22 protein-coding genes, 1 pseudogene and 1 riboswitch are annotated in these 25,974 nt (G+C 52.8%); of the genes and pseudogenes, 10 read left to right on the top strand and 13 right to left on the bottom strand.

Annotated features, from left to right (window positions below):
* Positions 1-9 precede the first annotated feature (9 nt).
* Positions 10-783: an NAD(+) diphosphatase gene (nudC, locus tag AB4K05_RS24100; protein ID WP_368482203.1), complete on the bottom strand. Its 774-nt coding sequence runs from the start codon at positions 781-783 to the stop codon at positions 10-12.
* Between the two features lie 96 nt (positions 784-879).
* On the opposite strand from nudC, the gene rsd reads away from it, so the two are divergent.
* The 10 genes from rsd (at position 880) to AB4K05_RS24050 (ending at position 9,705) form a co-directional block, all read left to right on the top strand.
* Complete coding sequence (gene rsd / locus AB4K05_RS24095; protein ID WP_368482202.1) at positions 880-1,365, top strand: sigma D regulator; 486 nt, start codon at positions 880-882, stop codon at positions 1,363-1,365.
* 50 nt (positions 1,366-1,415) lie between these two features.
* A riboswitch (TPP riboswitch) is annotated at positions 1,416-1,525 on the top strand.
* 80 nt (positions 1,526-1,605) lie between these two features.
* A complete protein-coding gene (gene thiC, locus AB4K05_RS24090) occupies positions 1,606-3,504 on the top strand; it encodes a phosphomethylpyrimidine synthase ThiC (protein ID WP_368482201.1) in 1,899 nt (632 codons plus the stop codon).
* Positions 3,504-4,139, top strand: coding sequence for a thiamine phosphate synthase (gene thiE, locus AB4K05_RS24085; RefSeq protein ID WP_368482212.1), 636 nt, complete (start codon positions 3,504-3,506; stop codon positions 4,137-4,139). The genes thiC and thiE overlap by 1 nt, the downstream gene beginning before the upstream one ends.
* Positions 4,132-4,887, top strand: coding sequence for a ThiF family adenylyltransferase (locus tag AB4K05_RS24080; protein WP_368482200.1), 756 nt, complete (start codon positions 4,132-4,134; stop codon positions 4,885-4,887). The genes thiE and AB4K05_RS24080 overlap by 8 nt, the downstream gene beginning before the upstream one ends.
* Positions 4,871-5,071: a sulfur carrier protein ThiS gene (gene thiS / locus AB4K05_RS24075; RefSeq protein WP_368482199.1), complete on the top strand. Its 201-nt coding sequence runs from the start codon at positions 4,871-4,873 to the stop codon at positions 5,069-5,071. Before AB4K05_RS24080 ends, thiS begins: the two co-directional genes overlap by 17 nt.
* Before the next feature lies 1 nt (position 5,072).
* Positions 5,073-5,843, top strand: coding sequence for a thiazole synthase (gene thiG / locus AB4K05_RS24070; protein ID WP_368482198.1), 771 nt, complete (start codon positions 5,073-5,075; stop codon positions 5,841-5,843).
* On the top strand, positions 5,840-6,970 hold the full coding sequence (thiH, locus tag AB4K05_RS24065) for a 2-iminoacetate synthase ThiH (protein ID WP_368482197.1): 1,131 nt from the start codon (positions 5,840-5,842) through the stop codon (positions 6,968-6,970). Before thiG ends, thiH begins: the two co-directional genes overlap by 4 nt.
* 377 nt (positions 6,971-7,347) lie before the next feature.
* Positions 7,348-8,889 (top strand): diguanylate cyclase, encoded by a 1,542-nt coding sequence (locus AB4K05_RS24060; protein ID WP_368482196.1) that lies wholly within the window; start codon positions 7,348-7,350, stop codon positions 8,887-8,889.
* A 185-nt stretch (positions 8,890-9,074) separates the two neighbouring features.
* Positions 9,075-9,380, top strand: coding sequence for a PTS sugar transporter subunit IIB (locus AB4K05_RS24055; RefSeq protein ID WP_368482195.1), 306 nt, complete (start codon positions 9,075-9,077; stop codon positions 9,378-9,380).
* Positions 9,381-9,387: 7 nt separating this feature from the next.
* Positions 9,388-9,705, top strand: a complete 318-nt coding sequence (locus AB4K05_RS24050; protein WP_368482194.1) for a PTS lactose/cellobiose transporter subunit IIA — start codon at positions 9,388-9,390, stop codon at positions 9,703-9,705.
* Positions 9,706-9,765: 60 nt separating this feature from the next.
* Here AB4K05_RS24050 and AB4K05_RS24045 read toward each other — a convergent pair whose 3' ends face one another.
* From AB4K05_RS24045 to tuf, 12 genes and pseudogenes are all read right to left on the bottom strand, one after another.
* The gene (locus tag AB4K05_RS24045; protein WP_368482193.1) at positions 9,766-10,740 is read right to left on the bottom strand and encodes an ABC transporter permease; all 975 of its coding nucleotides are present in this window, start codon (positions 10,738-10,740) and stop codon (positions 9,766-9,768) included.
* Positions 10,733-12,262 carry a sugar ABC transporter ATP-binding protein gene (locus AB4K05_RS24040; protein ID WP_368482192.1) on the bottom strand — a complete coding sequence of 510 codons (1,530 nt, stop codon included), beginning with the start codon at positions 12,260-12,262 and terminating at the stop codon, positions 10,733-10,735. The genes AB4K05_RS24045 and AB4K05_RS24040 overlap by 8 nt, the downstream gene beginning before the upstream one ends.
* 78 nt (positions 12,263-12,340) lie before the next feature.
* Positions 12,341-13,303, bottom strand: a complete 963-nt coding sequence (locus AB4K05_RS24035) for a sugar ABC transporter substrate-binding protein (protein WP_368482191.1) — start codon at positions 13,301-13,303, stop codon at positions 12,341-12,343.
* Positions 13,304-13,506: 203 nt separating this feature from the next.
* Positions 13,507-17,730: a DNA-directed RNA polymerase subunit beta' gene (rpoC, locus tag AB4K05_RS24030; RefSeq protein ID WP_368482190.1), complete on the bottom strand. Its 4,224-nt coding sequence runs from the start codon at positions 17,728-17,730 to the stop codon at positions 13,507-13,509.
* 76 nt (positions 17,731-17,806) lie between these two features.
* Positions 17,807-21,835 carry a DNA-directed RNA polymerase subunit beta gene (rpoB, locus tag AB4K05_RS24025; protein ID WP_368482189.1) on the bottom strand — a complete coding sequence of 1,343 codons (4,029 nt, stop codon included), beginning with the start codon at positions 21,833-21,835 and terminating at the stop codon, positions 17,807-17,809.
* A gap of 318 nt (positions 21,836-22,153) precedes the next feature.
* Complete coding sequence (gene rplL / locus AB4K05_RS24020) at positions 22,154-22,519, bottom strand: 50S ribosomal protein L7/L12 (protein WP_052285352.1); 366 nt, start codon at positions 22,517-22,519, stop codon at positions 22,154-22,156.
* A gap of 66 nt (positions 22,520-22,585) precedes the next feature.
* Positions 22,586-23,083, bottom strand: coding sequence for a 50S ribosomal protein L10 (rplJ, locus tag AB4K05_RS24015; RefSeq protein WP_008460149.1), 498 nt, complete (start codon positions 23,081-23,083; stop codon positions 22,586-22,588).
* 295 nt (positions 23,084-23,378) lie between these two features.
* Positions 23,379-24,083, bottom strand: coding sequence for a 50S ribosomal protein L1 (gene rplA / locus AB4K05_RS24010; protein ID WP_368482188.1), 705 nt, complete (start codon positions 24,081-24,083; stop codon positions 23,379-23,381).
* Positions 24,084-24,086: 3 nt separating this feature from the next.
* Entirely contained in the window at positions 24,087-24,515 is a 429-nt protein-coding gene (gene rplK, locus AB4K05_RS24005; protein WP_012133815.1) for a 50S ribosomal protein L11, read from the bottom strand.
* A 158-nt stretch (positions 24,516-24,673) separates the two neighbouring features.
* Positions 24,674-25,219, bottom strand: a complete 546-nt coding sequence (gene nusG, locus AB4K05_RS24000) for a transcription termination/antitermination protein NusG (protein ID WP_052285355.1) — start codon at positions 25,217-25,219, stop codon at positions 24,674-24,676.
* 1 nt (position 25,220) lies between these two features.
* Positions 25,221-25,604, bottom strand: coding sequence for a preprotein translocase subunit SecE (secE, locus tag AB4K05_RS23995; RefSeq protein ID WP_349601864.1), 384 nt, complete (start codon positions 25,602-25,604; stop codon positions 25,221-25,223).
* A 222-nt stretch (positions 25,605-25,826) separates the two neighbouring features.
* A pseudogene (gene tuf, locus AB4K05_RS23990) lies at positions 25,827-25,974 on the bottom strand (elongation factor Tu); the annotation flags it as partial.

Genomic DNA, 25,974 nt, shown 5'->3' with positions numbered 1-25,974 from the left:
TGTAACATGTCACTCGTATTCGGCCCGACACATCGCCACGGTATCTTCTATCAGCCGACGAGCCACGGTGCCCGGTGGTGGGAGAAGCGGTAAATCATCGTAGCGATACCAGTTCGCTTCCAGTAATTCTTTCGGGTCGATAACAATTTCGCCGCTGTCATACTCCGCCATGTAAGCGGTCATCAGTGACTGCGGGAACGGCCAGGGTTGAGAGGTGATGTAGCGCAGATTCTTCACCTTGATGCCGCTCTCTTCCATCACTTCACGCGCGACGGCCTGTTCTAAGGTTTCGCCCACTTCGACAAAACCGGCCAGTACGGTGTGCACGCCGTTGCGATGGCGAACGTGCTGTGCCAATAGAATCGAATCATCACGGCGAATAGCGACGATAATGCAGGGGGCGATTTGCGGGTAGTAGCGCTCACGGCAGTGGCTGCATAACATCGCCCACTCGGTTTTGCTCGGGTGCATGGTGTGGCCGCAGTAGCCACAAAATTTGTGAGAACGGTAAAATTCCGCCAGCTGCACGCCGCGCCCAGCAAGCTGAAACAGGCCCACGTCATGGTCAAGAACCTGACGTACCGAGCCCATATCATGGCGGCGATGCTGTTGAATAAGCCATACAGGATCGCCCTCCCATTCACCAATGTGGAGAGCATTCTGACCGACAAGATCGAAATTTACCGCTTCGCCATGGGGCAATTCTCCAGCGGGCAGCCATAATTTTTGTTCGTGACTAACGATCCACCAGCCGCGATCCGATTTTTCAATTATACGATCCATATCTCTTGCGCTACCTTTGCTTCACAGGCATGTTATTAACATTATCATTACATATTAGCGTGAGCAGATTTTAATCTTATCGATGCGGGGGTCACCATGTTAAACCAGTTAGAGAGCCTGACAGAACGTGTAAAAGGACACCACAGACTGGTCGACCGCTGGCTGAATATTCGTAAGCATCTGCTCGTGGCTTACTACGATCTGGTTGGCCTTAAGCCTGGCAAAGAATCATTCATGCGTCTTAATGAAAAAGCATTGGATAATTTTTGTCAGCGTCTGGTCGACTACCTTTCTGCCGGTCATTTCAGTATTTATGAACGTATTATCCATAAAATGGAAGGCGACAGCCCTCTTTTAAACGCCACCCGAATCTGGCCGCTGCTGGATGCCAACACTCAGCAGATAATGGATTACTACGACTCAACGCTTGAGAGCGCCATCGACCAAGATAACGTTTATGCCTTCCAGCAGGCGCTGTCCGATATTGGCGAAGCGCTGGAAGCCCGTTTTCTACTCGAAGACCAGCTCATCATGCTGACGTTTAATGCACTCGACGAAAGTGAAATCAAACGCCCGGCTTGAGATTTACCGCATTAACGAGTAGTTTACATTCATTACCTCTCATCAGAGGTTACTTCTTGTCGGAGTGCCCAGTGCGTAAGCACGGGCTGAGACCGTTAATTCGGGATCCGCGGAACCTGATCAGGTTAAGACCTGCGAAGGGAACAAGAGTCAATCTGCAATAGTATCGCCCTTGGGCGATCTTCTCTCTTGCTTCATCCGTCGTCTGACAAGCCACGTCCTTACTTTTTGGAATGAGCTATGTCTGCCACTACTAAACCATCACGCCGCGAACAGCGCGCCCAAGCCCAGCACTTCATCGATACCTTGGAAGGCACCGCCTTTCCGAACTCCAAACGCATCTACATCACCGGCTCGCAGCCAGATATCCGCATCCCAATGCGCGAAATCCAGCTTAGCCCAACGCTGATTGGCGGCAATAAAGATAACCCGCAGTTTGAAGACAACGAAGCTGTGCCGGTGTATGACACTTCAGGCCCGTACGGCGACCCGAGCGTGGCAATTAACGTTCAGCAGGGTCTGGCAAAACTGCGTCAGCCGTGGATTGCCGCGCGTAACGATAGCGAGGAGCTAGACGACCGCAGCTCCGCTTACACCAAAGAGCGTCTGGCCGACGACGGCCTAGATGAGCTGCGTTTCACCGGTTTACTGACGCCAAAGCGCGCCAAAACCGGCAAATGCGTGACCCAACTGCATTATGCCCGCCAAGGGATCGTCACGCCGGAGATGGAGTTTATCGCCATCCGTGAAAATATGGGCCGCGAGCGCATTCGCAGTGAAGTGTTACGCCACCAGCATCCGGGAATGAGCTTTGGCGCACGTCTGCCAGAAAACATCACGCCAGAATTCGTGCGTGATGAAGTCGCTGCCGGACGCGCGATTATCCCTGCCAACATCAACCACCCGGAATCCGAGCCAATGATCATTGGTCGCAATTTCCTCGTGAAGGTTAACGCCAACATCGGCAACTCTGCCGTCACCTCCTCTATCGAAGAAGAAGTAGAAAAACTGGTGTGGTCGACGCGCTGGGGCGCAGATACGGTGATGGACCTGTCAACCGGCCGCTATATTCATGAAACCCGTGAATGGATCCTGCGCAACAGTCCGGTGCCGATCGGCACGGTACCGATCTATCAGGCACTGGAGAAGGTTAACGGGATCGCCGAAGATCTCACTTGGGAAGCTTTCCGCGATACCCTGCTAGAGCAGGCTGAACAGGGCGTGGATTATTTCACCATCCACGCCGGGGTTCTGCTCCGCTATGTGCCGATGACCGCGAAACGTCTGACCGGTATCGTCTCGCGCGGCGGTTCAATCATGGCCAAATGGTGCCTCTCCCATCACAAAGAGAATTTCCTATTTGAACACTTCCGCGAAATCTGTGAGATCTGCGCCGCCTATGACGTTTCTCTGTCTCTGGGTGACGGTTTGCGTCCTGGATCAATCCAAGATGCCAACGACGAAGCACAGTTCTCCGAACTGCATACGCTGGGCGAGCTGACCAAAATCGCTTGGGAATATGACGTGCAGGTGATGATTGAAGGCCCAGGACATGTGCCAATGCAGATGATCCAGCGCAACATGACCGAAGAGCTGGAGCACTGCCACGAAGCACCGTTCTATACGCTTGGCCCGTTGACGACCGATATCGCGCCAGGTTACGACCACTTCACCTCCGGGATCGGCGCGGCAATGATTGGTTGGTTTGGCTGCGCCATGCTGTGCTACGTGACGCCAAAAGAGCACCTCGGCCTGCCAAATAAAGAAGATGTGAAGCAAGGGTTGATTACCTACAAGATCGCCGCCCATGCTGCCGATCTTGCCAAAGGGCACCCGGGCGCGCAGATCCGCGATAACGCCATGTCGAAAGCGCGTTTCGAATTCCGCTGGGAAGATCAGTTCAACCTAGCGCTCGACCCCTTCACCGCCCGCGCTTACCACGATGAAACCCTGCCGCAGGAGTCAGGTAAAGTCGCCCACTTCTGCTCAATGTGCGGGCCAAAATTCTGCTCGATGAAGATAAGCCAAGAAGTCCGCGACTACGCCGCCGCACAGACCATTGAAGTCGGGATGGCGGATATGTCCGAGAATTTCCGCGCCAAGGGTGGCGAAATCTACCTCAAAAAAGAGGAGGCATGATGTATCAGCCTGATTTCCCTACCGTACCACGCTATCTCGGGCTGTACCCGGTGGTCGATAGCGTTGAATGGATTGAGCGTCTGCTAGAAGCGGGCGTTCGTACTCTCCAGCTACGCATCAAAGATAAGCACGATAACGAGGTCGAAGCTGACGTTATCGCCGCGATCCAATTAGGCCGCCAGTACAACGCCCGCCTGTTTATCAACGATTACTGGCAGTTGGCTGTAAAGCACAGCGCATACGGGGTGCATCTGGGCCAAGAAGACCTCGAAACTACCGACCTAAAAGCGATTCAGAAAGCGGGATTACGCCTTGGGGTATCGACCCACGACGATATGGAGATTGACGTAGCGCTCGCCGCCCGCCCTTCTTACATCGCCTTGGGCCACGTCTTCCCAACCCAAACCAAGCAGATGCCTTCAGCCCCTCAGGGGCTGGAACAGCTGGCATGCCATATTGCAAGGCTGGCCGATTATCCTACTGTTGCCATCGGCGGCATCAGCCTCGAACGCGCACCTGCGGTACTGGCAACCGGCGTCGGCAGCATTGCCGTTGTCAGCGCCATTACCCAAGCGGCAGATTGGCGCGTCGCCACGACACAGCTTCTTGAAATCGCGGGAGCAGGCAATGAATGACCGCGACTTCATGCGCTACAGCCGGCAGATCTTGCTGGGTGATATTGCGATAGAAGGGCAACAAAAGCTGCTTGGGAGCCGTGTGCTAATCATCGGGTTGGGCGGTTTAGGCTCACCTGCGGCGCTCTATCTCGCCGGCGCGGGTGTCGGCACGCTGATACTGGCCGACGATGACGATGTGCATCTGAGCAATTTGCAGCGGCAAATTCTGTTTACCACCGACGACATTGCGCGTTCGAAAGCGCAAACCGCCCAACAAAAACTGTCGCGATTCAACCCGGATATCGAACTGGTCGCGCTCCAGCAGCGTTTGACCGGCGAGGGGCTTCGTCACGCGGTGGCAGGCGCAGATGTGGTGCTGGATTGCACCGACAACATGGCAACCCGTCAGGAGATCAACGCCGCCTGCGTGGCTCTAAATACGCCGCTGGTTACCGCTAGCGCCGTCGGTTTTGGCGGGCAGCTGATGGTACTAACGCCACCGTGGGAACAAGGCTGCTATCGCTGCCTGTGGCCGGACACTACGGAGCCTGAACGCAACTGCCGCACCGCAGGCATTGTCGGCCCGGTCGTGGGCATCATGGGCACATTGCAGGCGCTGGAAGCCCTTAAGTTACTCAGCGGCATCGAGACGCCGAGCGGTGAATTACGCCTGTTTGACGGGAAAACCAGCCAATGGCGTAGCCTGGCGCTTCGCCGCGCCCGCGGTTGCCCGGTATGTGGAGGGCTGCATGCAGATTCAATTTAATGATGAGGCAATACCGTGCGCCGAGGGACAAACCGTCAGCACACTGCTGACGGAGCTTGCCCAATTAAAACCGGGCACCGCGTTGGCGCTGAATCAGCGGATCCTGCCACGCGAGCAGTGGGACCAGCAAATCGTGCAGGAAGGCGACCAGATCCTGCTTTTTCAGGTTATCGCAGGGGGTTGATATGTTACGCATTGCCGACAAAACGTTTGATTCGCATCTGTTTACCGGTACGGGAAAATTTGCCTCGCCGCAGCTGATGGTTGACGCCATTCGCGCCTCCGGCAGCCAACTGGTGACGCTGGCCATGAAGCGGGTAGATTTACGTCAGCATAATGATGCGATTTTGGCACCATTGATCGAGGCTGGCGTGACGCTATTGCCCAACACCTCCGGGGCCAAAACCGCAGAAGAGGCCATTTTCGCCGCCCAGTTGGCGCGTGAAGCGCTCGGCACACATTGGTTGAAACTGGAAATCCACCCGGATGCCCGCTGGCTATTGCCGGACCCTATCGAAACGCTGAAAGCCGCCGAGGCGTTGGTCAAACAGGGTTTTGTGGTGCTGCCCTACTGCGGTGCCGATCCGGTGCTGTGCAAACGGCTAGAGGAAGTGGGCTGCGCCGCAGTGATGCCGCTCGGCGCACCCATTGGCTCTAATCAGGGGCTGGAAACGCGGGCGATGCTGGAGATTATTATTCAGCAGGCCACCGTTCCCGTGGTCGTCGATGCGGGCATCGGCGTGCCAAGTCATGCCGCCCAGGCGCTAGAGATAGGCGCCGATGCGGTACTGGTCAATACGGCGATTGCCGTGGCCGACGATCCGGTCATGATGGCGACGGCATTCCGCCTAGCAGTGGAAGCAGGGATTCTGGCGCGTCAGGCCGTGCCCGGTAGCCGTAGCACACAGGCCAACGCCACCAGCCCATTAACCGGCTTCTTGGGAGCGTTAACATGAAAACGTTCAGCGATCGCTGGCGGCAGTTGGAATGGGATGACATCCGTCTGCGCATCAACGGTAAAACCGCCGCTGATGTCGAACGGGCGCTTAACGCCTCGACGCTCAGTCGCGATGACCTGATGGCGCTGCTTTCCCCCGCCGCTGCCGACTATCTAGAACCACTGGCACAGCGGGCGCAAAAGCTCACGCGCCAGCGTTTTGGCAACACGGTGAGCTTTTACGTTCCGCTGTATCTCTCTAACCTGTGCGCCAACGATTGCACCTATTGCGGTTTCTCCATGAGCAACCGCATCAAGCGCAAGACGCTGGATGAAGCTGAAATTGAACGGGAGTGCGCTGCTATCCGGGCGCTAGGCTTTGAGCACCTGCTACTGGTGACCGGAGAGCATCAAAGTAAGGTCGGCATGGATTATTTCCGTCGCCACCTGCCGGATATCCGCCGTCAGTTTTCCTCGCTGCATATGGAAGTCCAGCCACTGGCGGCCGATGAGTATGCCGAGCTGAAAACGCTGGGGCTTGATGGCGTGATGGTGTACCAAGAAACCTATCACGAGAGCATGTACGCCCAGCACCATCTGAAGGGGAAAAAGCAGGATTTCTTCTGGCGGCTGGATACGCCAGACCGGTTGGGTCAGGCGGGTATCGATAAAATCGGCCTCGGGGCGCTAATTGGCCTTTCAGACAGTTGGCGGGTGGACTGCTTTATGGTTGCTGAGCATCTACTGTGGTTGCAGCAGCGCTACTGGCAAAGCCGCTATTCAATTTCGTTCCCCCGCCTGCGTCCCTGTGCGGGCGGCATTGAACCGGCTTCGCTGATGGATGAACGCCAGTTGGTACAGGTCATTTGCGCCTTTCGTTTGTTCTCACCGGATACCGAACTGTCGCTTTCCACCCGCGAATCGCCGTGGTTCCGCGATCATGTGATCCCATTGGCTATCAACAACGTCAGTGCCTTCTCAAAAACACAGCCCGGCGGCTATGCGGACGACAGGCCGGAGCTTGAACAGTTCTCGCCGCACGATGCGCGCACGCCGACTGAAGTGGCAAACGCGTTAACGGCACGTGGACTACAACCGGTGTGGAAAGATTGGGATAGCTGGCTGGGACGCACCTCGCAACGATGAAGCAAACGCTGTAACGGTGAGTTATTCCGCGGATTACGCCTCGCAGGAACAAAAGGCTGCTATTGCCCGGGCAATAGCGGCTCTCTAAGCTGCTTTGGTCAGCAATCGATGCTGATCAGGGCGGTTTTTTCTTCCTCTGCCGCCCTGCCCTTTTCCACATGCGCCACTACTAATAATTTTCCTATTCGTCGCGCAAAGTGGGCTAAAAATGCGGATTAAATACTCATACTATGACTAATGGCGTATAATTTTGAACGCTGGTTAGATACGCACCTATTCACCGTTACACTATAGTTTGGCGATGAATAAAGATGCGTGAAATTGCAGTATCAAACCTCCTGGTCTTCTGCAATGCTCCCCCAGGAATGGAAACCTTTATGAATCGTCACAGCAGAAGACTTTCGTTTACGACCCCTATTTTTATTAGTTTTGCAGGGATCCTTCTTAGCTTTATCCTCGTCGCCGTGCTGGTTACGATTATCCAACGTAACGATATCATTCGCGATTATCACAGTATTAACCGCAACTTCACCCATAACCTAGCCGTTAATTACACTGAATCTATTCTGCATGAGAATGATTACATTCTCGGGCGGGCAGCAACTTATTTAGCGCGTGACGATGAACTGAATAATATCGTCAACATCTCCCCGGAAAAGGGTTTGCAGTCGATGATGCAGTTGCTATCGATGATGCCGACCGTTTCATCGTTGTCCGTCGCTGATGTAGACGGCCACTACTTACGCGCGCCTCAAGCCGTCGATCGTGTCAATGCTCCCATTTTTGATGCAACAACCCGCCCGTGGTTCGTTCATCAGGGTGACGTGGGGATCTTCAGTCGCTATACCCAGCCCTATATCGATTTCTTCACCCAACAGCAAACCATCACCCTCGCAAAGCCGGTGATCTCCACGGACGGCAAACTCAAAGGGACCTTAGCATTTCACTTTGACTTAACGGCAATGAGCTATACGCTGCGCAAAATGAAGCCGCCGGTTCCGGGCGAATTTTTTGTCGTCAATCGACGTGGACAGGCGTTGCTTCATCCAGACAACGGTATGCTTTTTCACACGGTGATGCCTGAAGCACTACTGACTAACATGACCGCCGGTGACGGTGAGGTCTTTGATAAGCCAAGCCGCACTTGGTACTACTACTATTCCTTCACCAATCCCGACTGGTTCGTGATTTATAAGGTTTCCGGGCATACCCTAAGCCAACTGGCGCACCACGAGAGCATTATCGTCAGCTGGGGCTTCGCGCTGGCCGGTATCATTATCATCACTTTCGGTTTGTATCTACGCCAAGCGTCTCGCGGCGTTCTGATGAACATTATCAATGCCATAAAAACCGGTGATACCAAACATGCCCCCGGTCTTGAAGTTATGTTGGATAAAGCCATAGAAACCAACCGCGAGCGCGAGCAGGCTTACGTCAGACAGGCAACCGTGGATTCGCTCACCGGGTGTAAAAACCGCTGGGCATTCGATACCGATATCACCGCATTGATGAGTGAGCGTCAGCCTTTTGCGCTGGCACTGGTGGACATTGATAACTTTAAATCTATCAACGACACCTGGGGCCATCTCAGCGGCGATATCGTGCTGCGTAACGTTGCTCGCGAAGGCATTGCCGTTCTGCAGGCTCATGGACTTTCCCTGTATCGCTACGGCGGCGAAGAGTTTGCCATCATCTTCACCGAGGATTTCATCGCAGAAGCGGGGGCAATACTTGAGCTGTGGCGGGTGAAAGTGTCGAAACGGACATGGCGTGAAGAGGGGCTCAGCGTCACCTTTAGCGCGGGGTTAGGCGAATGGCATATGGAAACCTTAGAGCATTTAGTCTCCAGCGTTGATGAAGCACTCTATAGAGCCAAACGACAAGGTAAAAACCGCATCCTGCGCACGACGCTTTCTTGATAGAAAACGCAGCCAACAAAGAACCCGCATTGCGGGTTTTTTTGTCTTTTGCGCACGAAAAATGTAACCGGTTTCAGTTTTTTGGAACGATCTTTGTGATGCCTTACACACAATCGTCGCAAAGCAGTTGTTGATCGTTTCAGCTCGCGATAAACATGAGTCATCACGGGTCATGAGGGAGCATTATGAAGAATATCGTTTTATGCTGCGCTGCAGGAATGTCAACCAGTATGCTGGTTAAACGCATGGAAGATGCAGCCCAGAAAAAGGGCATTGAAGTCTCAATTAAAGCCGTACCGGTAGCCGAGTTTAAGGCAAACATCAACGATGCAGATATCGTTCTACTTGGCCCACAGGTTAAGTACGAGCAGGCTAAACTGCAGGCGTTGGCCGATCCTTTGGGCAAAAAGGTCGCCGTCATCGATATGATGGATTACGGCATGATGAAAGGCGATGTTGTGCTTGAGAAAGCCCTTAAGTTAATGGAGTGAGAAAGACGTGGAAGATTTAGAATCAATCATCATGGAGCTGCTGGTGAATGCCGGGGCCGCACGTAGTTCAGCATTAACCGCGCTGCAGCTCGCGCGCAAGGGCGACTTCGACGGTGCAGCCCAAGCGATGGAAGAGTCCCGCGAGTTTGTCAAACTGGCTCACGGTATCCAGACCCAGCTTATCGGCATTGACGAAGGCACGGGCAAACTGCCGGTTAACCTGATTACCGTTCACTCTCAGGATCACCTGATGAACGCGATGGTTATCCAGGATTTGGCGACCGACATGATTGAACTGTATCGTCGTATTCCACTGGTAAGCTAATTACGTTGCCCAAAGCATGAAGAAGGCACCCCGAAGGGTGCCTTTTGTTTTTTCTGTCTGCTACTTTTTCTGGCGATGGCTGCGGTAAGTATCAAGCACCACGGCAACCACAATAACGGCGCCGGTAATTACGCGCTTTGTTGGCTCGCTGGCGCCAATTTGCGCGAGCCCCGCCGCCAGCACGGAAATAATCAGCGCACCAAGGAAAGTACAAATAACCGAACCTCGCCCTCCCATCAGGCTCGTTCCGCCAATCACCACCGCGGCAATCACCTGCAGTTCCATCCCCACACCGCCGTTAGGGTCTGCAGCTTCCAAACGCGCGACTTGAAACAGTGAAGCCAGCCCAGCCAGTGCCCCCATCAGCGCAAAAACAACCACTTTATACGGTGCAGGATTAATGCCGGATAATCGTACAGCCTCTTCGTTGGTGCCAATGCCGATTAAATGACGCCCGAAGATAGTCCGAGTGAGCGCCAGATGCCCAACGAGAATCACCAGCACTGCAATCACAAACGACGGCGATATACCAAAAATTATCGGGTCAGCAAGAAAGTCAAAGCTGGAGCCGATATAGGCAGTGCGGGAATCCGTCAGCTGGTACGCACTCCCGCGCGCCATTTCCAGCATCCCCAAGGAAACAATAAACGTCGGAATGCGCCAGATGACCGAAATCAGCCCGGTCAGCGAACCCACCAGCGTTGCGGCGACGATGCCGGACAACGCGGCCAGCCACGGCGACCAATGCAGGTTAAGATAGGTTACACTGACCACCGCCGCCGACAGCGCCAGCACCGAGCCGACCGACAGATCGATACCGGCAATAATTAATACGAAGGTCATGCCCACAGACATCACCATCAGATCGGGAATTTGGTTGGCAATGGTGCTGAAGGTATTCAGACTTAAAAAGTGATCGCTGAGAAACGAGAAGAGAATAATCATCGCCAGAAGCGCGCCAATTAATCCCAAGTAGCTGCTCAGCCCACGCCATGATGACGTGCGCGTCTTAATGGGCAGTGAAGCATTACTCATCGTGTAGGTTCCCTTTGGCGTTTTGGTAGCCAGAAAACGCGGCGGCCAGAATAGCGTCCTGCGTCCAGCTGTCGCGGGTGAAGGTCTCCACCAGCTTACCGGCGGAGAGCACCGCAATGCGATCGCAAATCAGCATTAGCTCTCGCAGATCGCTAGACACCACGATCAGCCCCTTACCGCTCTGCGTCAGTTCATTCAGTAGCAAATAAATATCCCGCTTGGCACCAACGTCGATGCCCCGCGTCGGCTCATCAAAGAGGATGACGTCGCAGTTTCGCTCCAACCAACGACTAATCAGCACCTTTTGTTGATTCCCGCCGGACAGACTATCGACGGCAAATTCAGTGCCCGAGGTGCGAATGCCCAACCGGGTAATATATTTTTGCGCCAGCTGCCGTTCTTCATTGGCATCCAGCCACGAAAGGTGGCTAACCTTTTCGCTATTGCCCAGCGACGTGTTTGCCGCCACCGATTGTGGCAGCAATAGCCCTTCTCCTTTACGGTCTTCAGTCACCAGCGCGATACGGTGAGCTATTGCATCAGAGGGTGAGCGAAGAGTGGCAGGTTTAAGCGGATCGCCCACCAGCAGTTGCCCGCTGTCGATACGATCGGCGCCAAAAATTGCACGCATGAGCTCCGTACGCCCCGCCCCAACCAGCCCGCTAATGCCCAAAACCTCCCCACGATGTAGCGTCAGGGAGATATCTTGTAGCGTCTTTCCTCGGGTAAAATGCTCCACCTTGAGTATCGGGTTGCCACGGATGCGGGCGCTGATATCAAAAGTACTGTCCAGATCACGCCCCACCATGAGCGAAACCAATTGGTCGCTGCTATAGCGCTTGATATTGTCGGTACAGACCAGCTTGCCGTCACGCAGCACCGTAATATCGTCAGCGATTCGCGCCAGCTCGTCGAGGCGATGAGAGATATAGATCAGTGACACACCGCGCTGCTTGAAGCGCTGAATTTGCTCGAACAGCAATTCAACTTCGCGGCTGGTCAGCATGGCGGTCGGTTCATCGAGAATAAGAATACGGCTGTCACCGATCAGATTACGGGCGATTTCAATCATCTGCTGATGACCAATGCCAAGCTCGCCCACCAGCATATCCGGGTCGAGCGACTGTAGGCCGACCATCGCCATCACCGGAGAAGCCATCTCCCGTAGACGCTTGCGGTGTATCCACCCGCATCGATTCGGTAACTGGTCGAGAAACAGATTTTCGGCAATGGTTAAGGTTGGCAGGAGATTCAGCTCTTGCATCACCATGCGGATGCCAAGCTTCTCCGCCTCTTTACGGCTGGCGGGAGCATAGGGCTGCCCGAGAAAGGTCATTGTGCCGGTCGTCGGCGTAATCAGTCCGCCAATGATTTTAGACAGTGTACTTTTTCCCGCGCCATTCTCCCCCGTTAACGCCAAGACCTTTCCAGCATACAACGTGAGATCGATATTGGTCAGCACCGGTTCATTGTAGGTTTTACCTATGCCGGACAAGGACATAATTTCTTGATGTTCAGCCATTTTGCACACGCACCTGCTCTGCCGAATCCCTACTAAAACCCGGGGCCAACGCTGTGACCCCGGAGAGCCAGATGCAACTTACTGCTTCACAATCAATTTAACCGGCGTTTCAACGCTGCCGGAAAGCTCACTTTGTTTCTTGCCGGCCTTCAACGCATCCAGCGCGGTATTAATACCAAACACCGCCTGCTGCGAGGCGAACTGATCCGCCGTCGCCAGTACGCGACCATCTTGGAGCATCGGTTTGATAGCCTCGATATTGTCATAGCCAACAACCTGCACCTGACCGCGTTTCCCGGCAGCGCGAATCGCAGAAACCGCCCCAAGGGCCATGTTGTCGTTGTCTGCCAACAGTGCTTTTATATTTGGGTACTCGCTCAGCATCGCCGCCGCAATCGCGTTGGCGTTATTCATCTCCCACTGACCGGACTGTACGGAAACCACCTTCATTCCCCCGGCAGACATCGCATCCTGGAAACCTAACGTACGTTGCTGTGAGTTGGTTGATGTTGGAATGCCTTCGATAATGCCAACCTCATCGCCCGCCTTCAGATGCTTCGCCAAGTAATCGCCAATATCTTTCGCGCCCTTACGGTTATTCGGACCAACAAACGGCACGTTCAGCCCCTTATCTTTAAGTACGGCGGCATCAAACTGGTTGTCGATATTGATTACGAGGATCCCAGCATCGACCGCTTTTTTCACCACCGGTACCAACGCTTTGGAATCAGACGGTGCAATGATGATGGCATCAGCTTTGGAGACAATCATCTGCTCAACAATTTGAATCTGGCTCGTCGTGTCGGTTTCATTTTTAATGCCGTTAGAAACCAGATCGAATTTATCTGCGTTTTTCTTTTGATAATCCTTGGCGCCATTTTCCATGGTCAGGAAAAACTCATTCGCCAGCGATTTCATGACTAACGCGATTTTGGGTTTATGCGGTTGGGTATCTGCGGCAAAGGCTGGATTAACGATCGCAGCCGAAAGCGCCACGGCAACGGCAGAGCCGATGAAATAAGAAAATACTTTTCTATTCATTAGGTTATCCATTTTGAGAGGTAGGGTTAGACGCCATACCCGATGGAGTATAGCCAAGGCAGAAGATGGCCAGAGTGAGGCACTGCACAATATTCCAGGCCGGACCAAAGCGCTGCTAAATATGGGGGGAAGGTAGAAAAAAGCCATAAAAAAGGCCAGTCGCAATGACTGGCCTTTTCAACTTATCGCACTAACGTGAACGATTAGTCGTTATTTGAACCACCCAGACCTGCGTTCAGCAGTTCTGCCAGGTTTGCAGAAGCTTCTTCTGCACTCACCTGCGGTGCAGCTGGCTGTTCGCCGGCTGCGCGACGGCGCATACGATCCTGGTGGTACGCATAACCGGTACCCGCTGGGATCAGACGACCCACGATAACGTTCTCTTTCAGGCCACGCAGTTCGTCGCGTTTACCCGCAACGGCTGCTTCGGTCAGGACACGGGTAGTCTCCTGGAACGATGCGGCAGAGATGAACGATTCGGTTGCCAGAGACGCTTTGGTGATACCCAGCAGGTCGCGAGCATAAGTTGCCGCCACTTTGCCGTTCGCTTCCAGATCGCGGTTTGCAATCTTGACGCGGGAGTATTCAACCTGCTCGCCTTCCAGGAAGTCGGAGCTACCAGCATTCTCGATGGTCGCTTTGCGCAGCATCTGACGAACGATAACTTCAATGTGTTTATCGTTAATCTTAACGCCTTGCAGACGGTAAACGTCCTGTACTTCGTTGGTGATGTAACGCGTTACCGCGTGTACGCCACGAAGACGCAGGATGTCGTGCGGAGCTTCTGGACCATCGGAAACCACGTCACCACGTTCTACACGTTCGCCTTCGAACACGTTGAGCTGACGCCATTTAGGAATCATCTCTTCGTATGGATCGCTACCGTCTAACGGAGTGATAACCAGGCGACGTTTCCCTTTGGTTTCTTTACCGAAGGAAATGATACCGGTGATTTCCGCAAGGATAGCTGGCTCTTTCGGACGACGAGCTTCGAACAGATCCGCAACGCGTGGCAGACCACCGGTAATATCCTTGGTACCGCCGGATTCCTGAGGAACACGCGCCAGGGTATCACCCGCACTGATCTGAATACCATCTTCCAACTGAACGATCGCTTTGCCCGGCAGGAAGTACTGAGCAGGCATATCGGTGCCTGGGATCAGAACGTCGTTACCGTTAGCATCAACGATTTTCAGTGCTGGACGCAGATCTTTACCACCCGCAGTACGCTCTGCAGAATCCAGAACCACCAGAGAAGACAGACCGGTCAGCTCGTCGGTTTGACGAGTAATGGTCTGGCCGTCAATCATGTCAGTAAAGCGCATGAAACCGCTCACTTCGGTGATTACCGGCATGGTGTGTGGATCCCAGTTTGCAACGGTTTCACCGCCAGCAACCTGCTCGCCATCACCTTTACCCATAACAGAGCCGTAAGGCACTTTATAGCTTTCTTTGGTACGACCGAATTCGTCGATCAGTTTCAGCTCGGTGTTACGAGAAGTGATAACCAACTTACCGTTGGAGTTCACAACCGACTTCGCGTTGCTGAGCTTGATGCTACCTTTGTTTTTCACCTGGATGCTGGATTCAGCAGCCGCACGAGATGCCGCACCACCGATGTGGAACGTACGCATCGTCAGCTGTGTACCTGGCTCACCGATGGACTGTGCCGCGATAACGCCGATAGCCTCACCTTTGTTGATGATGTGGCCACGCGCCAGGTCACGACCGTAGCAGTGCGCACATACACCAAAGTCGGTGTCACAGGATACAACGGAACGCACTTTGACGGAGTCAACGGAGTTCTCTTCCAGCAGGTCACACCACTGTTCGTGCAGCAGCGTGTTGCGTGGAACCAGAATGTCCGCGGTACCCGGCTTCAGAACGTCTTCAGCAGTTACACGACCCAATACGCGATCGCGCAGTGGTTCTTTAACGTCACCACCCTCGATAACCGGGGTCATGGTGATGCCTTCCAACGTGCCGCAGTCATCTTCAGTAACAACCAGATCCTGTGCAACGTCAACCAGACGACGCGTCAGATAACCGGAGTTCGCAGTTTTCAGTGCGGTATCCGCCAGACCTTTACGAGCACCGTGGGTCGAGATGAAGTACTGGAGTACGTTCAGACCTTCACGGAAGTTCGCGGTGATTGGCGTTTCGATGATGGAGCCATCTGGCTTAGCCATCAGACCACGCATACCAGCCAACTGACGAATCTGTGCTGCAGAACCACGCGCACCGGAGTCGGCCATCATGTAGATGCTGTTGAAGGAAACCTGCTGCTCTTCGACGCCGTCACGGTTAATCACGGTTTCAGTTTGCAGGTTATCCATCATCGCTTTGGATACACGATCGTTCGCCGCAGCCCAGATATCGATAACTTTGTTGTAGCGTTCGCCAGCGGTTACCAGACCAGACTGGAACTGCTCCTGGATCTCAGCAACTTCAGCTTCTGCTTCGCTGATGATTTCGTATTTCTTCTCTGGGATAACCATATCGTCGATACCAACGGATGCGCCGGAACGGGCAGCGTAGGCAAAGCCGGTGTACATGGTCTGGTCAGCGAAGATAACGGTCGGCTTCAGGCCCAGAATGCGGTAACAGGTGTTCAGCATTTTGGAGATAGCTTTCTTGCCCAGCGCCTGGTTGACGATGGAGAAAGGCAGACCTTTCGGCACGATCATCCACAAAATAGCACGGCCAACGGTCGTGTCTTTAATGCTGGTTGTCGCAACGAATTCGCCGTTTTCATCTTTTTCGTATTCGGTGATACGCACTTTAACGCGCGCATGCAGAGAGGCCAGACCTGCGCGATAGATACGCTCAGCTTCTTTAGGGCCAGTCAGCACCATGCCTTCGCCTTTGGCGTTAACACAGTCACGGGTCATGTAGTACAGACCCAATACAACGTCCTGAGAAGGAACGATGATTGGCTCACCGTTCGCTGGGGACAGGATGTTGTTGGTAGACATCATCAGCGCACGCGCTTCCAGCTGAGCTTCCAGCGTCAGCGGTACGTGAACAGCCATCTGGTCACCATCGAAGTCGGCGTTATATGCCGCACAGACCAGCGGGTGCAGCTGGATAGCTTTACCTTCGATCAGTACTGGCTCAAACGCCTGGATGCCCAGACGGTGCAGTGTTGGTGCACGGTTCAGCATGACCGGGTGTTCGCGGATAACTTCGTCCAGGATATCCCAAACGACAGCTTCTTCACGCTCAACCATTTTCTTAGCGGCTTTGATGGTGGTGGCGAGGCCACGCAGTTCCAATTTGCCGTAGATGAATGGTTTGAACAGCTCCAGTGCCATTTTTTTAGGCAGACCGCACTGATGCAGACGCAGGTATGGACCTACGGTGATTACAGAACGACCGGAGTAGTCAACACGCTTACCGAGCAGGTTCTGACGGAAACGACCCTGTTTACCTTTGATCATATCGGCCAAAGATTTCAGAGGACGTTTGTTAGAACCGGTAATAGCACGACCGCGACGACCGTTATCCAGCAGGGCATCGACCGCTTCCTGCAGCATACGTTTTTCGTTACGTACGATGATGTCAGGTGCAGCCAGATCCAGCAGGCGTTTCAGACGGTTGTTACGGTTGATTACGCGACGGTACAGATCGTTCAGATCCGACGTTGCGAAACGGCCACCATCCAGCGGAACCAGCGGACGCAGATCTGGCGGCAGAACCGGCAGAACGGTCAGGATCATCCACTCTGGCTTGTTGCCAGACTGTACGAACGCTTCAAGCAGTTTGATACGCTTGGTCAGCTTCTTACGCTTGGTTTCGGAATTGGTTTCGTTCAGCTCTTCGCGCAGAGTTTCACACTCTTGCTCCAGATCCATGCTTTTCAGCAGGGCCTGAATAGCTTCCGCACCCATCTTCGCGTCGAATTCGTCACCGAACTCTTCCAGCGCATCCAGATACTGTTCTTCAGTCAGGATCTGCTGGCGTTCCAGATTGGTCATACCGCCTTCGATAACAACATAAGATTCGAAGTACAGTACGCGTTCGATATCACGCAGTGGCATATCGAGCAGCAGACCGATACGGGACGGCAGCGATTTCAGGAACCAGATGTGCGCAGTTGGACATGCCAGCTCGATGTGGCCCATGCGCTCACGACGCACTTTGGTCTGGGTCACTTCAACGCCGCACTTCTCACAGATCACACCGCGGTGTTTCAGGCGCTTGTACTTACCGCACAGGCACTCATAGTCTTTTACCGGCCCAAAGATACGGGCGCAGAAAAGGCCGTCACGCTCAGGCTTGAACGTACGGTAGTTGATGGTTTCCGGCTTTTTAACTTCACCGAAAGACCATGAACGGATCATGTCTGGCGATGCCAGAGCAATTTTGATCGCATCAAACTCTTCGGTTTTAGTCTGCGCTTTCAGAAACTTTAATAAATCTTTCACGGATTTGCTCCCGTCGGAGTTAGCACAATCTGGCACCGGGTCTTACCCCGGCGCCAGTGACCTGTTTGAGCGAGAGTTACTCGTCTTCCAGCTCGATGTTGATACCCAGAGAACGAATCTCTTTCAACAATACGTTGAAGGATTCTGGCATACCTGGTTCCATCTGATGGTTGCCGTCCACGATGTTTTTATACATCTTGGTACGACCGTTCACGTCATCAGACTTAACGGTAAGCATTTCCTGCAGGGTGTATGCCGCGCCGTATGCTTCAAGCGCCCACACTTCCATCTCACCGAAGCGCTGACCACCGAACTGTGCCTTACCACCCAGCGGCTGCTGAGTAACCAGGCTGTAAGAACCGGTAGAACGCGCGTGCATCTTGTCATCAACCAAGTGGTTCAGTTTCAGCATGTACATGTAACCTACGGTTACTTGACGCTCAAACTGCTCACCGGTACGACCATCGAACAGCGTAATCTGACCCGAAGAAGGCAGACCGCCGAGTTGCAGTAACTCTTTGATTTCTGACTCTTTCGCACCATCGAACACTGGTGTTGCAATCGGCATACCCTTACGCAGGTTTTCTGCCAGACGCAGCACTTCGTCATCGCTGAAGGTGCTCAGGTCGACTTTCTGACGAACGTCGGTGCCCAGATCGTATGCACGCTGGATGAACTCGCGAAGTTTCGCGACTTCTTGCTGCTGTTTCAGCATGGCGTTGATCTTATCGCCGATACCTTTCGCAGCCATACCCAGGTGGGTTTCAAGGATCTGACCGATGTTCATACGCGATGGTACGCCCAGCGGGTTCAGTACGATATCTACCGGCGTACCGTTAGCATCGTGTGGCATATCTTCGATCGGGTTGATCTTGGAGATAACACCCTTGTTACCGTGACGACCTGCCATTTTGTCACCAGGCTGGATACGGCGTTTAACGGCCAGATATACCTTAACAATCTTCAGCACGCCCGGTGCCAGATCGTCGCCTTGGGTGATTTTGCGGCGTTTCGCTTCGAGTTTTTTCTCGAATTCGTGTTTCAGTTCGTCGTACTGCTCAGCCAGTTGTTCCAGCTGATTTTGTTTCTCTTCGTCGGTCAGGCCGAGTTCCAGCCAGCGATCGCGAGGCAGTTTGTCGAGCTTGTCAGCTTCAACACCGCCAGCAACCAGCACCGCGTAGATACGGCTAAACAGGCCAGCTTCGAGGATCTGCAGTTCTTCAGACAGGTCTTTTTTGGCCTGCTTCAGCTGCATTTCTTCGATTTCCAGCGCACGTTTGTCTTTTTCTACGCCATCGCGAGTAAAGACCTGAACGTCGATAACGGTACCGGAAACGCTGTTTGGTACGCGCAGAGAAGAGTCTTTAACGTCAGACGCTTTCTCACCGAAGATTGCACGCAGCAGCTTCTCTTCTGGCGTCAGCTGGGTTTCACCTTTCGGTGTTACCTTACCAACCAGAATGTCGCCACCGGTCACTTCTGCACCAATGTAAACGATACCGGACTCATCCAGTTTGGAGAGCGCAGCTTCACCCACGTTAGGGATGTCAGCGGTGATCTCTTCTGGCCCCAGCTTGGTGTCACGGGACACACATGCCAGTTCCTGAATGTGGATGGTAGTGAAACGGTCTTCCTGAACAACACGCTCGGATACGAGGATGGAGTCTTCGAAGTTGTAACCGTTCCATGGCATGAATGCCACGCGCATGTTCTGACCCAGAGCCAGTTCACCGAGGTCGGTAGATGGGCCATCTGCCAGCACGTCGCCGCGCTCGATTGGCTCACCCAGAGACACACACGGCATCTGGTTAATACAGGTGTTCTGGTTAGAACGGGTGTATTTGGTCAGGTTGTAGATGTCGATGCCCGCTTCGCCTGCATGCATCTCGTCTTCGTTAACTTTGATAACGATACGTGATGCATCGACGTACTGTACGGTACCGCCACGCTTAGCAACTGCAGTAACACCGGAGTCAACGGCAACAGCACGTTCCATACCGGTACCAACCAGCGGCTTATCAGCACGCAGAGTTGGAACCGCCTGACGTTGCATGTTCGCACCCATCAATGCACGGTTGGCGTCATCGTGTTCCAGGAACGGGATCAGGGACGCACCGACGGATACCACCTGTTGGGTGGATACGTCCATGTAGTCAACCTGGTCACGGCTGAACAGGCTAGATTCGCCTTTGTTACGACAGGTTACCAGGTCTTCTTCAAAGTGGCCTTCTTCGTCCAAGTTGGAGTTCGCCTGAGCGATAACGAAGTTGCCTTCTTCAATAGCAGACAGGTAGTGAATTTCGTCAGTTACAACACCGTCAGTCACTTTACGGTACGGAGTCTCGAGGAAGCCGTATTCGTTAGTCTGTGCGTACACGGACAGTGAGTTGATCAGACCGATGTTTGGACCTTCAGGCGTTTCGATTGGACATACGCGACCGTAGTGAGTCGGGTGTACGTCTCGAACTTCAAAGCCTGCACGTTCACGGGTCAAACCGCCTGGGCCGAGGGCAGAGATACGACGTTTGTGCGTAATCTCAGACAGCGGGTTGTTCTGGTCCATAAACTGAGACAGCTGGCTGGAACCAAAGAACTCTTTCACTGCTGCAGAAATCGGCTTGGCGTTGATCATATCCTGAGGCATCAGGGTATCCAGATCGCCCAGAGACAGACGCTCTTTCACCGCACGCTCAACACGTACCAAGCCAACGCGGAATTGGTTTTCCGCCATTTCGCCTACGGAACGGATACGACGGTTGCCGAGGTGGTCGATATCATCGACTTCGCCTTTGCCGTTACGGATATCGATGAGCTTCTTCATCACTTCGATGATGTCATCTTTGCTCAGGATACCGGAACCTTCGATCTCGTCGCGCAGCAGAGAACGGTTGAACTTCATACGACCAACCGCAGACAGGTCATAGCGGTCTTCGGAGAAGAACAGGTTCTCGAACAGGCTTTCAGCCGCTTCGCGAGTTGGTGGCTCACCAGGGCGCATCATGCGGTAGATTTCTACCAGCGCGCTCAGACGATCGTTGGTTGGGTCGACGCGAATCGTTTCAGAGATATACGCACCGTGATCCAGATCGTTGGTGAACAGCGTTTCGATGCGCTTGTGACCAGATTGGCTCAGCTTAGCCAGCAGATCCAGGCTCAGCTCCATGTTCGCCGCGCAGATCAGTTCGCCGGTGGATTCGTCAACGTAGTCTCGAGCCGCAACTTTACCCGCGATGTACTCAACCGGAACTTCGATATGTTTGATATCGTCTTTTTCCAGCTGGCGAATATGACGCGCAGTAATGCGGCGAGCTTTTTCTACGTAGATTTTGCCATTCGCTTCGATGTCGAAGGAGGCAGTTTCACCACGCAGGCGCTCTGGAATTAATTCCATCTGCAGTTTGTTATCGCGAATCTCGAAGATAACTTTGTCAAAGAACAGGTCAAGGATCTGCTCAGTGGTGTACTGCAGCGCACGCAGAATAATGGTCGCAGGCAGTTTACGACGACGGTCGATACGGACAAACAGGTTGTCTTTCGGATCGAACTCGAAGTCCAGCCAAGAACCACGGTAAGGAATGATACGCGCGTTATAAAGCACTTTACCCGAAGAGTGGGTTTTACCCTTATCGGAGTCGAAGAAGACGCCTGGGCTACGGTGCAACTGGGAAACGATAACACGCTCAGTACCGTTGATAACAAAGGTACCGTTGTCAGTCATGAGTGGAATTTCACCCATGTAGACTTCTTGTTCTTTGATGTCTTTAACGGTGCCTTCCGGCGCTTCGCGCTCGTAGATCACCAGACGCAGTTTTACGCGCAGCGGTGCGGAATAAGTCACGCCACGGATCTGACATTCCTGAACGTCGAACACCGGTTCGCCCAGACGGTAGCTGACGTATTGCAGCTCCGAATAACCGCTGTAGCTTTTAATCGGGAATACGGAACGGAAAGCAGCTTCCAGACCATACTGACCTTCAGGATCTTGCTCGATAAACTTCTGGAACGAGTCAAGCTGGATAGAAAGGAGATAAGGTATGTCCAGAACCTGCGGACGTTTACCAAAATCCTTACGAATACGTTTTTTCTCGGTATAGGAGTAAACCATAGGGTTCCTCAGCTCGCTGACAAGTCGACGCATCTGTCCATTGGCAGACAGTTTGTGCAACACTATTTTGTGGACCGGAAAATGGAACACTTTCCGCAATACCTGTTGCTATCACGCTTAAACCATTTCATTGCGATTTACACAGAGCGAGCACCCTGTCGCAATATATTAAGTCGTCGATAGAAACAGGCATTGTTAGGACAGCCAGCAGTCAAACAGTGTGAAATGCTACTGGCGCCTTACAGCGCAAAATGGCTGGTGACTAAAAAGTCACCAGCCATCGGCCTGATTTCTCAGGCTTCAACTAGAAAAGTTGGCTTATTTAACTTCAACTTCAGCGCCAGCTTCTTCCAGAGATTTTTTCAGTGCTTCAGCGTCATCTTTGCTCACGCCTTCTTTCAGAGCGGCTGGAGCAGATTCAACCAGGTCTTTAGCTTCTTTCAGACCCAGGCCAGTTGCGCCACGTACTGCTTTGATTACTGCAACTTTGTTCGCGCCAACTGCTTTCAGTACGACGTCGAATTCAGTTTTTTCTTCAGCAGCTTCAGCTGGACCTGCAGCAACAGCTACAGCGGCAGCAGCAGAAACGCCGAATTTTTCTTCCATTGCAGAAATCAGTTCTACAACGTCCATTACGGACATAGCTGCAACTGCTTCGATGATTTGATCTTTAGTGATAGACATTTAAATTGTTCCTGAAAATCAGAATAAGTTTATACGTAAGCAAATACTTTACAAAGAGAACCGCTATTAAGCAGCTTCTTTCGCATCGCGTACAGCAGCCAGAGTGCGAACCAGTTTGCCAGCCGAAGCTTCTTTCATGGTTGCCATCAGGCGTGCAATTGCTTCTTCGTAGGTTGGCAGAGTTGCCAGGCGATCGATCTGCGATGCCGGGATTAACTCACCTTCAAAGGCTGCGGCTTTGACCTCGAATTTTGCATTCGCTTTCGCGAACTCTTTGAACAGACGAGCAGCTGCGCCCGGGTGTTCCATAGAGTATGCAATCAGGGTCGGACCAACGAACGCGTCTTTCAGGCACTCAAACTGAGTACCTTCAACAACACGGCGCAGCAGGGTGTTACGAACAACACGCATGTATACGCCGGCTTCGCGACCTGCTTTACGCAGTTCGGTCATTTTGTCTACAGTAACGCCACGGGAATCCGCAACAACCATAGACAGCGCGCCTTTGGCTACTTCGCTGACTTCAGCAACAATCGCTTGTTTGTCTTGAAGATTTAAAGCCATTAGCTTTGCTCCTGGATGTTTGCCAGGGCTCATGCCCTGGAACTCACTTCACTCCTCCAAACGGAGAGAGCGTCTTAAATACGGTGAGCAGAAACAAGCCAGAGTATTAAAAATAATCTTAGCGTTCTGTCACCGTCTACGCAGGGCATTAAGTTTCTTGCGAAACACCTGCGGTCTTCGACGGAGGCCTGGATAGGCCAGGCTCCAACGAACAAATCTTTTTAGCTGCTAACTTTCGTCAACAAACATGGGGGTAGAATTGTAGACAAAACCACCGCCCACGTAAAGGCGAATATTAGTTAGCTACTGCAGTCAGGCCAGCCTGATCAACAGCGACACCCGCACCCATGGTGGTGGAGATGCTAACTTTCTTGATGTACACGCCTTTCGCCTGAGTTGGTTTTGCTTTTTTCAGCGCAACCAGCAGAGATTCCAGGTTTTCTTTCAGTTTGTCAGCGTCAAAGTCCACTTTACCGATGGTGGTGTGGATGATGCCGTTTTTGTCGTTACGATAACGAACCTGACCTGCTTTAGCATTCTTAACTGCTTCAGCAACGTTAGGGGTTACAGTACCAACTTTCGGGTTTGGCATCAGACCACGTGGGCCCAGAACCTGACCCAGCTGGCCAACAACGCGCATTGCATCTGGAGATGCGATAACAACGTCGAAGTTCATTTCGCCTTTTTTGATCTGTTCAGCCAGATCTTCCATACCTACCAGCTCTGCGCCAGCAGCTTTAGCTGCTTCTGCGTTAGGGCCCTGGGTAAATACGGCAACGCGAACGGAACGGCCAGTACCGTGTGGCAGTACAGTTGCACCACGTACGTTCTGGTCAGATTTACGAGCGTCGATACCGAGGTTAACGGCAACGTCAACGCTTTCGTTGAATTTAGCAGTGGCCAGCTCTTTCAGCAGAGCAATGGCTTCGTTGATGTCGTACTGTTTGGTCGCATCAACTTTTTCACGGATCACGCGCATACGCTTGGTCAGTTTAGCCATTTCTTAATCCTCCACTACCAGGCCCATGGAACGTGCAGTACCTTCGATTGAGCGAGTCATCGCTTCAATGTCGGCGCCAGTCATGTCGGCAGCTTTGGTCTGCGCGATTTCCTGCAGCTGAGCGCGGGAAATTTTACCAACTTTGTCTTTGTTCGGCTTACCGGAACCAGACTTAATACCAGCTGCTTTTTTCAGCAGAACTGCTGCTGGAGGCGTTTTGGTAATGAAGGTGAAAGAACGGTCAGCGTAAACGGTGATAACAACCGGAATTGGCAGACCTTTTTCGATGGAATCAGTTTTTGCGTTGAACGCTTTGCAGAATTCCATGATGTTCACGCCCTGCTGACCCAGTGCTGGACCAACCGGTGGACTTGGGTTCGCCATACCAGCTGCAACCTGCAGCTTAACGTAGGCTTGGACTTTCTTAGCCATTCTAAAATCCTCTAATTGGGTAATAGCGCCTCAAGGAGGCTCCCCGTGATGTAAAAATCGTCTTACAGGCAGTTGCCCATAAAAACAAAAGGCGCGAAATTGTATGCCAATTTCGCGCCTCGTGCAACGATTAAATCGATGCTTTTTTGATCGCCGTCTTACGCTTTCTCAACCTGAGCAAAGTCGAGTTCTACTGGGGTCGCACGACCGAAGATAGAAACAGAGACTTTCAGGCGGGACTTCTCGTAATCAACTTCTTCAACAACGCCGTTGAAGTCAGCGAACGGACCGTCGCTAACGCGAACCATTTCACCAGGCTCGAACATTGTTTTAGGACGCGGCTTATCACCAACCTGCTGCAGACGGTTCATGATCGCATCAACTTCTTTGTCGCTGATAGGCGCTGGGCGGTCAGAAGTACCACCGATAAAGCCCATCACGCGCGGCACGCTGCGCACCAAGTGCCAGCTTGCATCGTTCATCACCATCTGAACGAGTACATAGCCCGGGAAGAATTTACGTTCGCTTTTACGACGCTGGCCGCCACGGATTTCAACGACTTCTTCAGTCGGAACCATAACTTCGCCAAACAGCTCTTCCATGTTTTGTAATTTGATATGCTCGCGCAGCGACGTGGCTACACGGCCTTCAAAACCGGAAAACGCCTGAACGACGTACCAACGCTTTTTAGGTGCTTCAGACATCTTAGAACCTCAGGCCAGTGATAAAGGATACCAGGCGAACCAGAATACCATCCAGTCCCCACAGGATCAGTGACATTACCGCAGTGACCGCAGCAACGATCAGCGTAGTGTGCAGCGTTTCCTGGCGAGTTGGCCAAATCACCTTACGAACTTCAGTTCTCGCTTCACGCGCAAACGCAACGGTCGCTTTGCCTTTTGTCGTCAACAGCGCGACACCACCCGCTGCAGCAATAATAATTACTACGGCTAGCGCACGCAGCGGCAGCATCATGTCACGATAAAGGTAGTTACCTACGATTGCTACGATCAGCAATACGGCAACGGCTACCCACTTCATCGTTTCCAGGCCGCGCCCGCTCCCTTGAGCTTCGGTATTCGCACTCATAAACCAACCTGTCAGAAGTATTCTACAAATAATTACACCCCGCGAGTGCGAGGCGATCCAAACCGAAATTGAGTTTCGGACTTAACGCCCTCTACAGAGCCTGTCTCAGCAATGATTATGGCAAAGAAAATCACTGATGAGCCAGGTTCTGGTTCGACAGCGTATAAAAAGGGCATCAAATGATGCCCTTTTATTGCGCATTGCGTCAAATAATATCAGCAATTAGCTCATTACTTTAGCAACAACGCCCGCACCAACGGTACGGCCGCCTTCACGGATTGCGAAACGCAGACCGTCGTCCATCGCGATTGGGTGGATCAGAGTCACAACCATCTTGATGTTGTCGCCTGGCATTACCATCTCTACGCCT

It is taken from the genome of Kluyvera sp. STS39-E (assembly GCF_040932435.1).
In the GTDB taxonomy this organism is placed as follows: domain Bacteria; phylum Pseudomonadota; class Gammaproteobacteria; order Enterobacterales; family Enterobacteriaceae; genus Kluyvera.
The sequence above is the reverse complement of the archived record's forward strand: the minus strand, read 5'-3'. Positions and strand labels throughout refer to the sequence as shown.

What these genes read in the sequence shown, in the direction of transcription:
- nudC (WP_368482203.1), bottom strand. Translation starts at nt 783, where the DNA reads ATGGATCGTATAATTGAAAAATCGGATCGCGGCTGGTGGATCGTTAGT.
- rsd (WP_368482202.1), top strand. Translation starts at nt 880, where the DNA reads ATGTTAAACCAGTTAGAGAGCCTGACAGAACGTGTAAAAGGACACCAC.
- thiC (WP_368482201.1), top strand. Translation starts at nt 1,606, where the DNA reads ATGTCTGCCACTACTAAACCATCACGCCGCGAACAGCGCGCCCAAGCC.
- thiE (WP_368482212.1), top strand. Translation starts at nt 3,504, where the DNA reads ATGTATCAGCCTGATTTCCCTACCGTACCACGCTATCTCGGGCTGTAC.
- AB4K05_RS24080 (WP_368482200.1), top strand. Translation starts at nt 4,132, where the DNA reads ATGAATGACCGCGACTTCATGCGCTACAGCCGGCAGATCTTGCTGGGT.
- thiS (WP_368482199.1), top strand. Translation starts at nt 4,871, where the DNA reads ATGCAGATTCAATTTAATGATGAGGCAATACCGTGCGCCGAGGGACAA.
- thiG (WP_368482198.1), top strand. Translation starts at nt 5,073, where the DNA reads ATGTTACGCATTGCCGACAAAACGTTTGATTCGCATCTGTTTACCGGT.
- thiH (WP_368482197.1), top strand. Translation starts at nt 5,840, where the DNA reads ATGAAAACGTTCAGCGATCGCTGGCGGCAGTTGGAATGGGATGACATC.
- AB4K05_RS24060 (WP_368482196.1), top strand. Translation starts at nt 7,348, where the DNA reads ATGAATCGTCACAGCAGAAGACTTTCGTTTACGACCCCTATTTTTATT.
- AB4K05_RS24055 (WP_368482195.1), top strand. Translation starts at nt 9,075, where the DNA reads ATGAAGAATATCGTTTTATGCTGCGCTGCAGGAATGTCAACCAGTATG.
- AB4K05_RS24045 (WP_368482193.1), bottom strand. Translation starts at nt 10,740, where the DNA reads ATGAGTAATGCTTCACTGCCCATTAAGACGCGCACGTCATCATGGCGT.
- AB4K05_RS24040 (WP_368482192.1), bottom strand. Translation starts at nt 12,262, where the DNA reads ATGGCTGAACATCAAGAAATTATGTCCTTGTCCGGCATAGGTAAAACC.
- AB4K05_RS24035 (WP_368482191.1), bottom strand. Translation starts at nt 13,303, where the DNA reads ATGAATAGAAAAGTATTTTCTTATTTCATCGGCTCTGCCGTTGCCGTG.
- rpoB (WP_368482189.1), bottom strand. Translation starts at nt 21,835, where the DNA reads ATGGTTTACTCCTATACCGAGAAAAAACGTATTCGTAAGGATTTTGGT.
- rplL (WP_052285352.1), bottom strand. Translation starts at nt 22,519, where the DNA reads ATGTCTATCACTAAAGATCAAATCATCGAAGCAGTTGCAGCTATGTCC.
- rplJ (WP_008460149.1), bottom strand. Translation starts at nt 23,083, where the DNA reads ATGGCTTTAAATCTTCAAGACAAACAAGCGATTGTTGCTGAAGTCAGC.
- rplA (WP_368482188.1), bottom strand. Translation starts at nt 24,083, where the DNA reads ATGGCTAAACTGACCAAGCGTATGCGCGTGATCCGTGAAAAAGTTGAT.
- rplK (WP_012133815.1), bottom strand. Translation starts at nt 24,515, where the DNA reads ATGGCTAAGAAAGTCCAAGCCTACGTTAAGCTGCAGGTTGCAGCTGGT.
- nusG (WP_052285355.1), bottom strand. Translation starts at nt 25,219, where the DNA reads ATGTCTGAAGCACCTAAAAAGCGTTGGTACGTCGTTCAGGCGTTTTCC.
- secE (WP_349601864.1), bottom strand. Translation starts at nt 25,604, where the DNA reads ATGAGTGCGAATACCGAAGCTCAAGGGAGCGGGCGCGGCCTGGAAACG.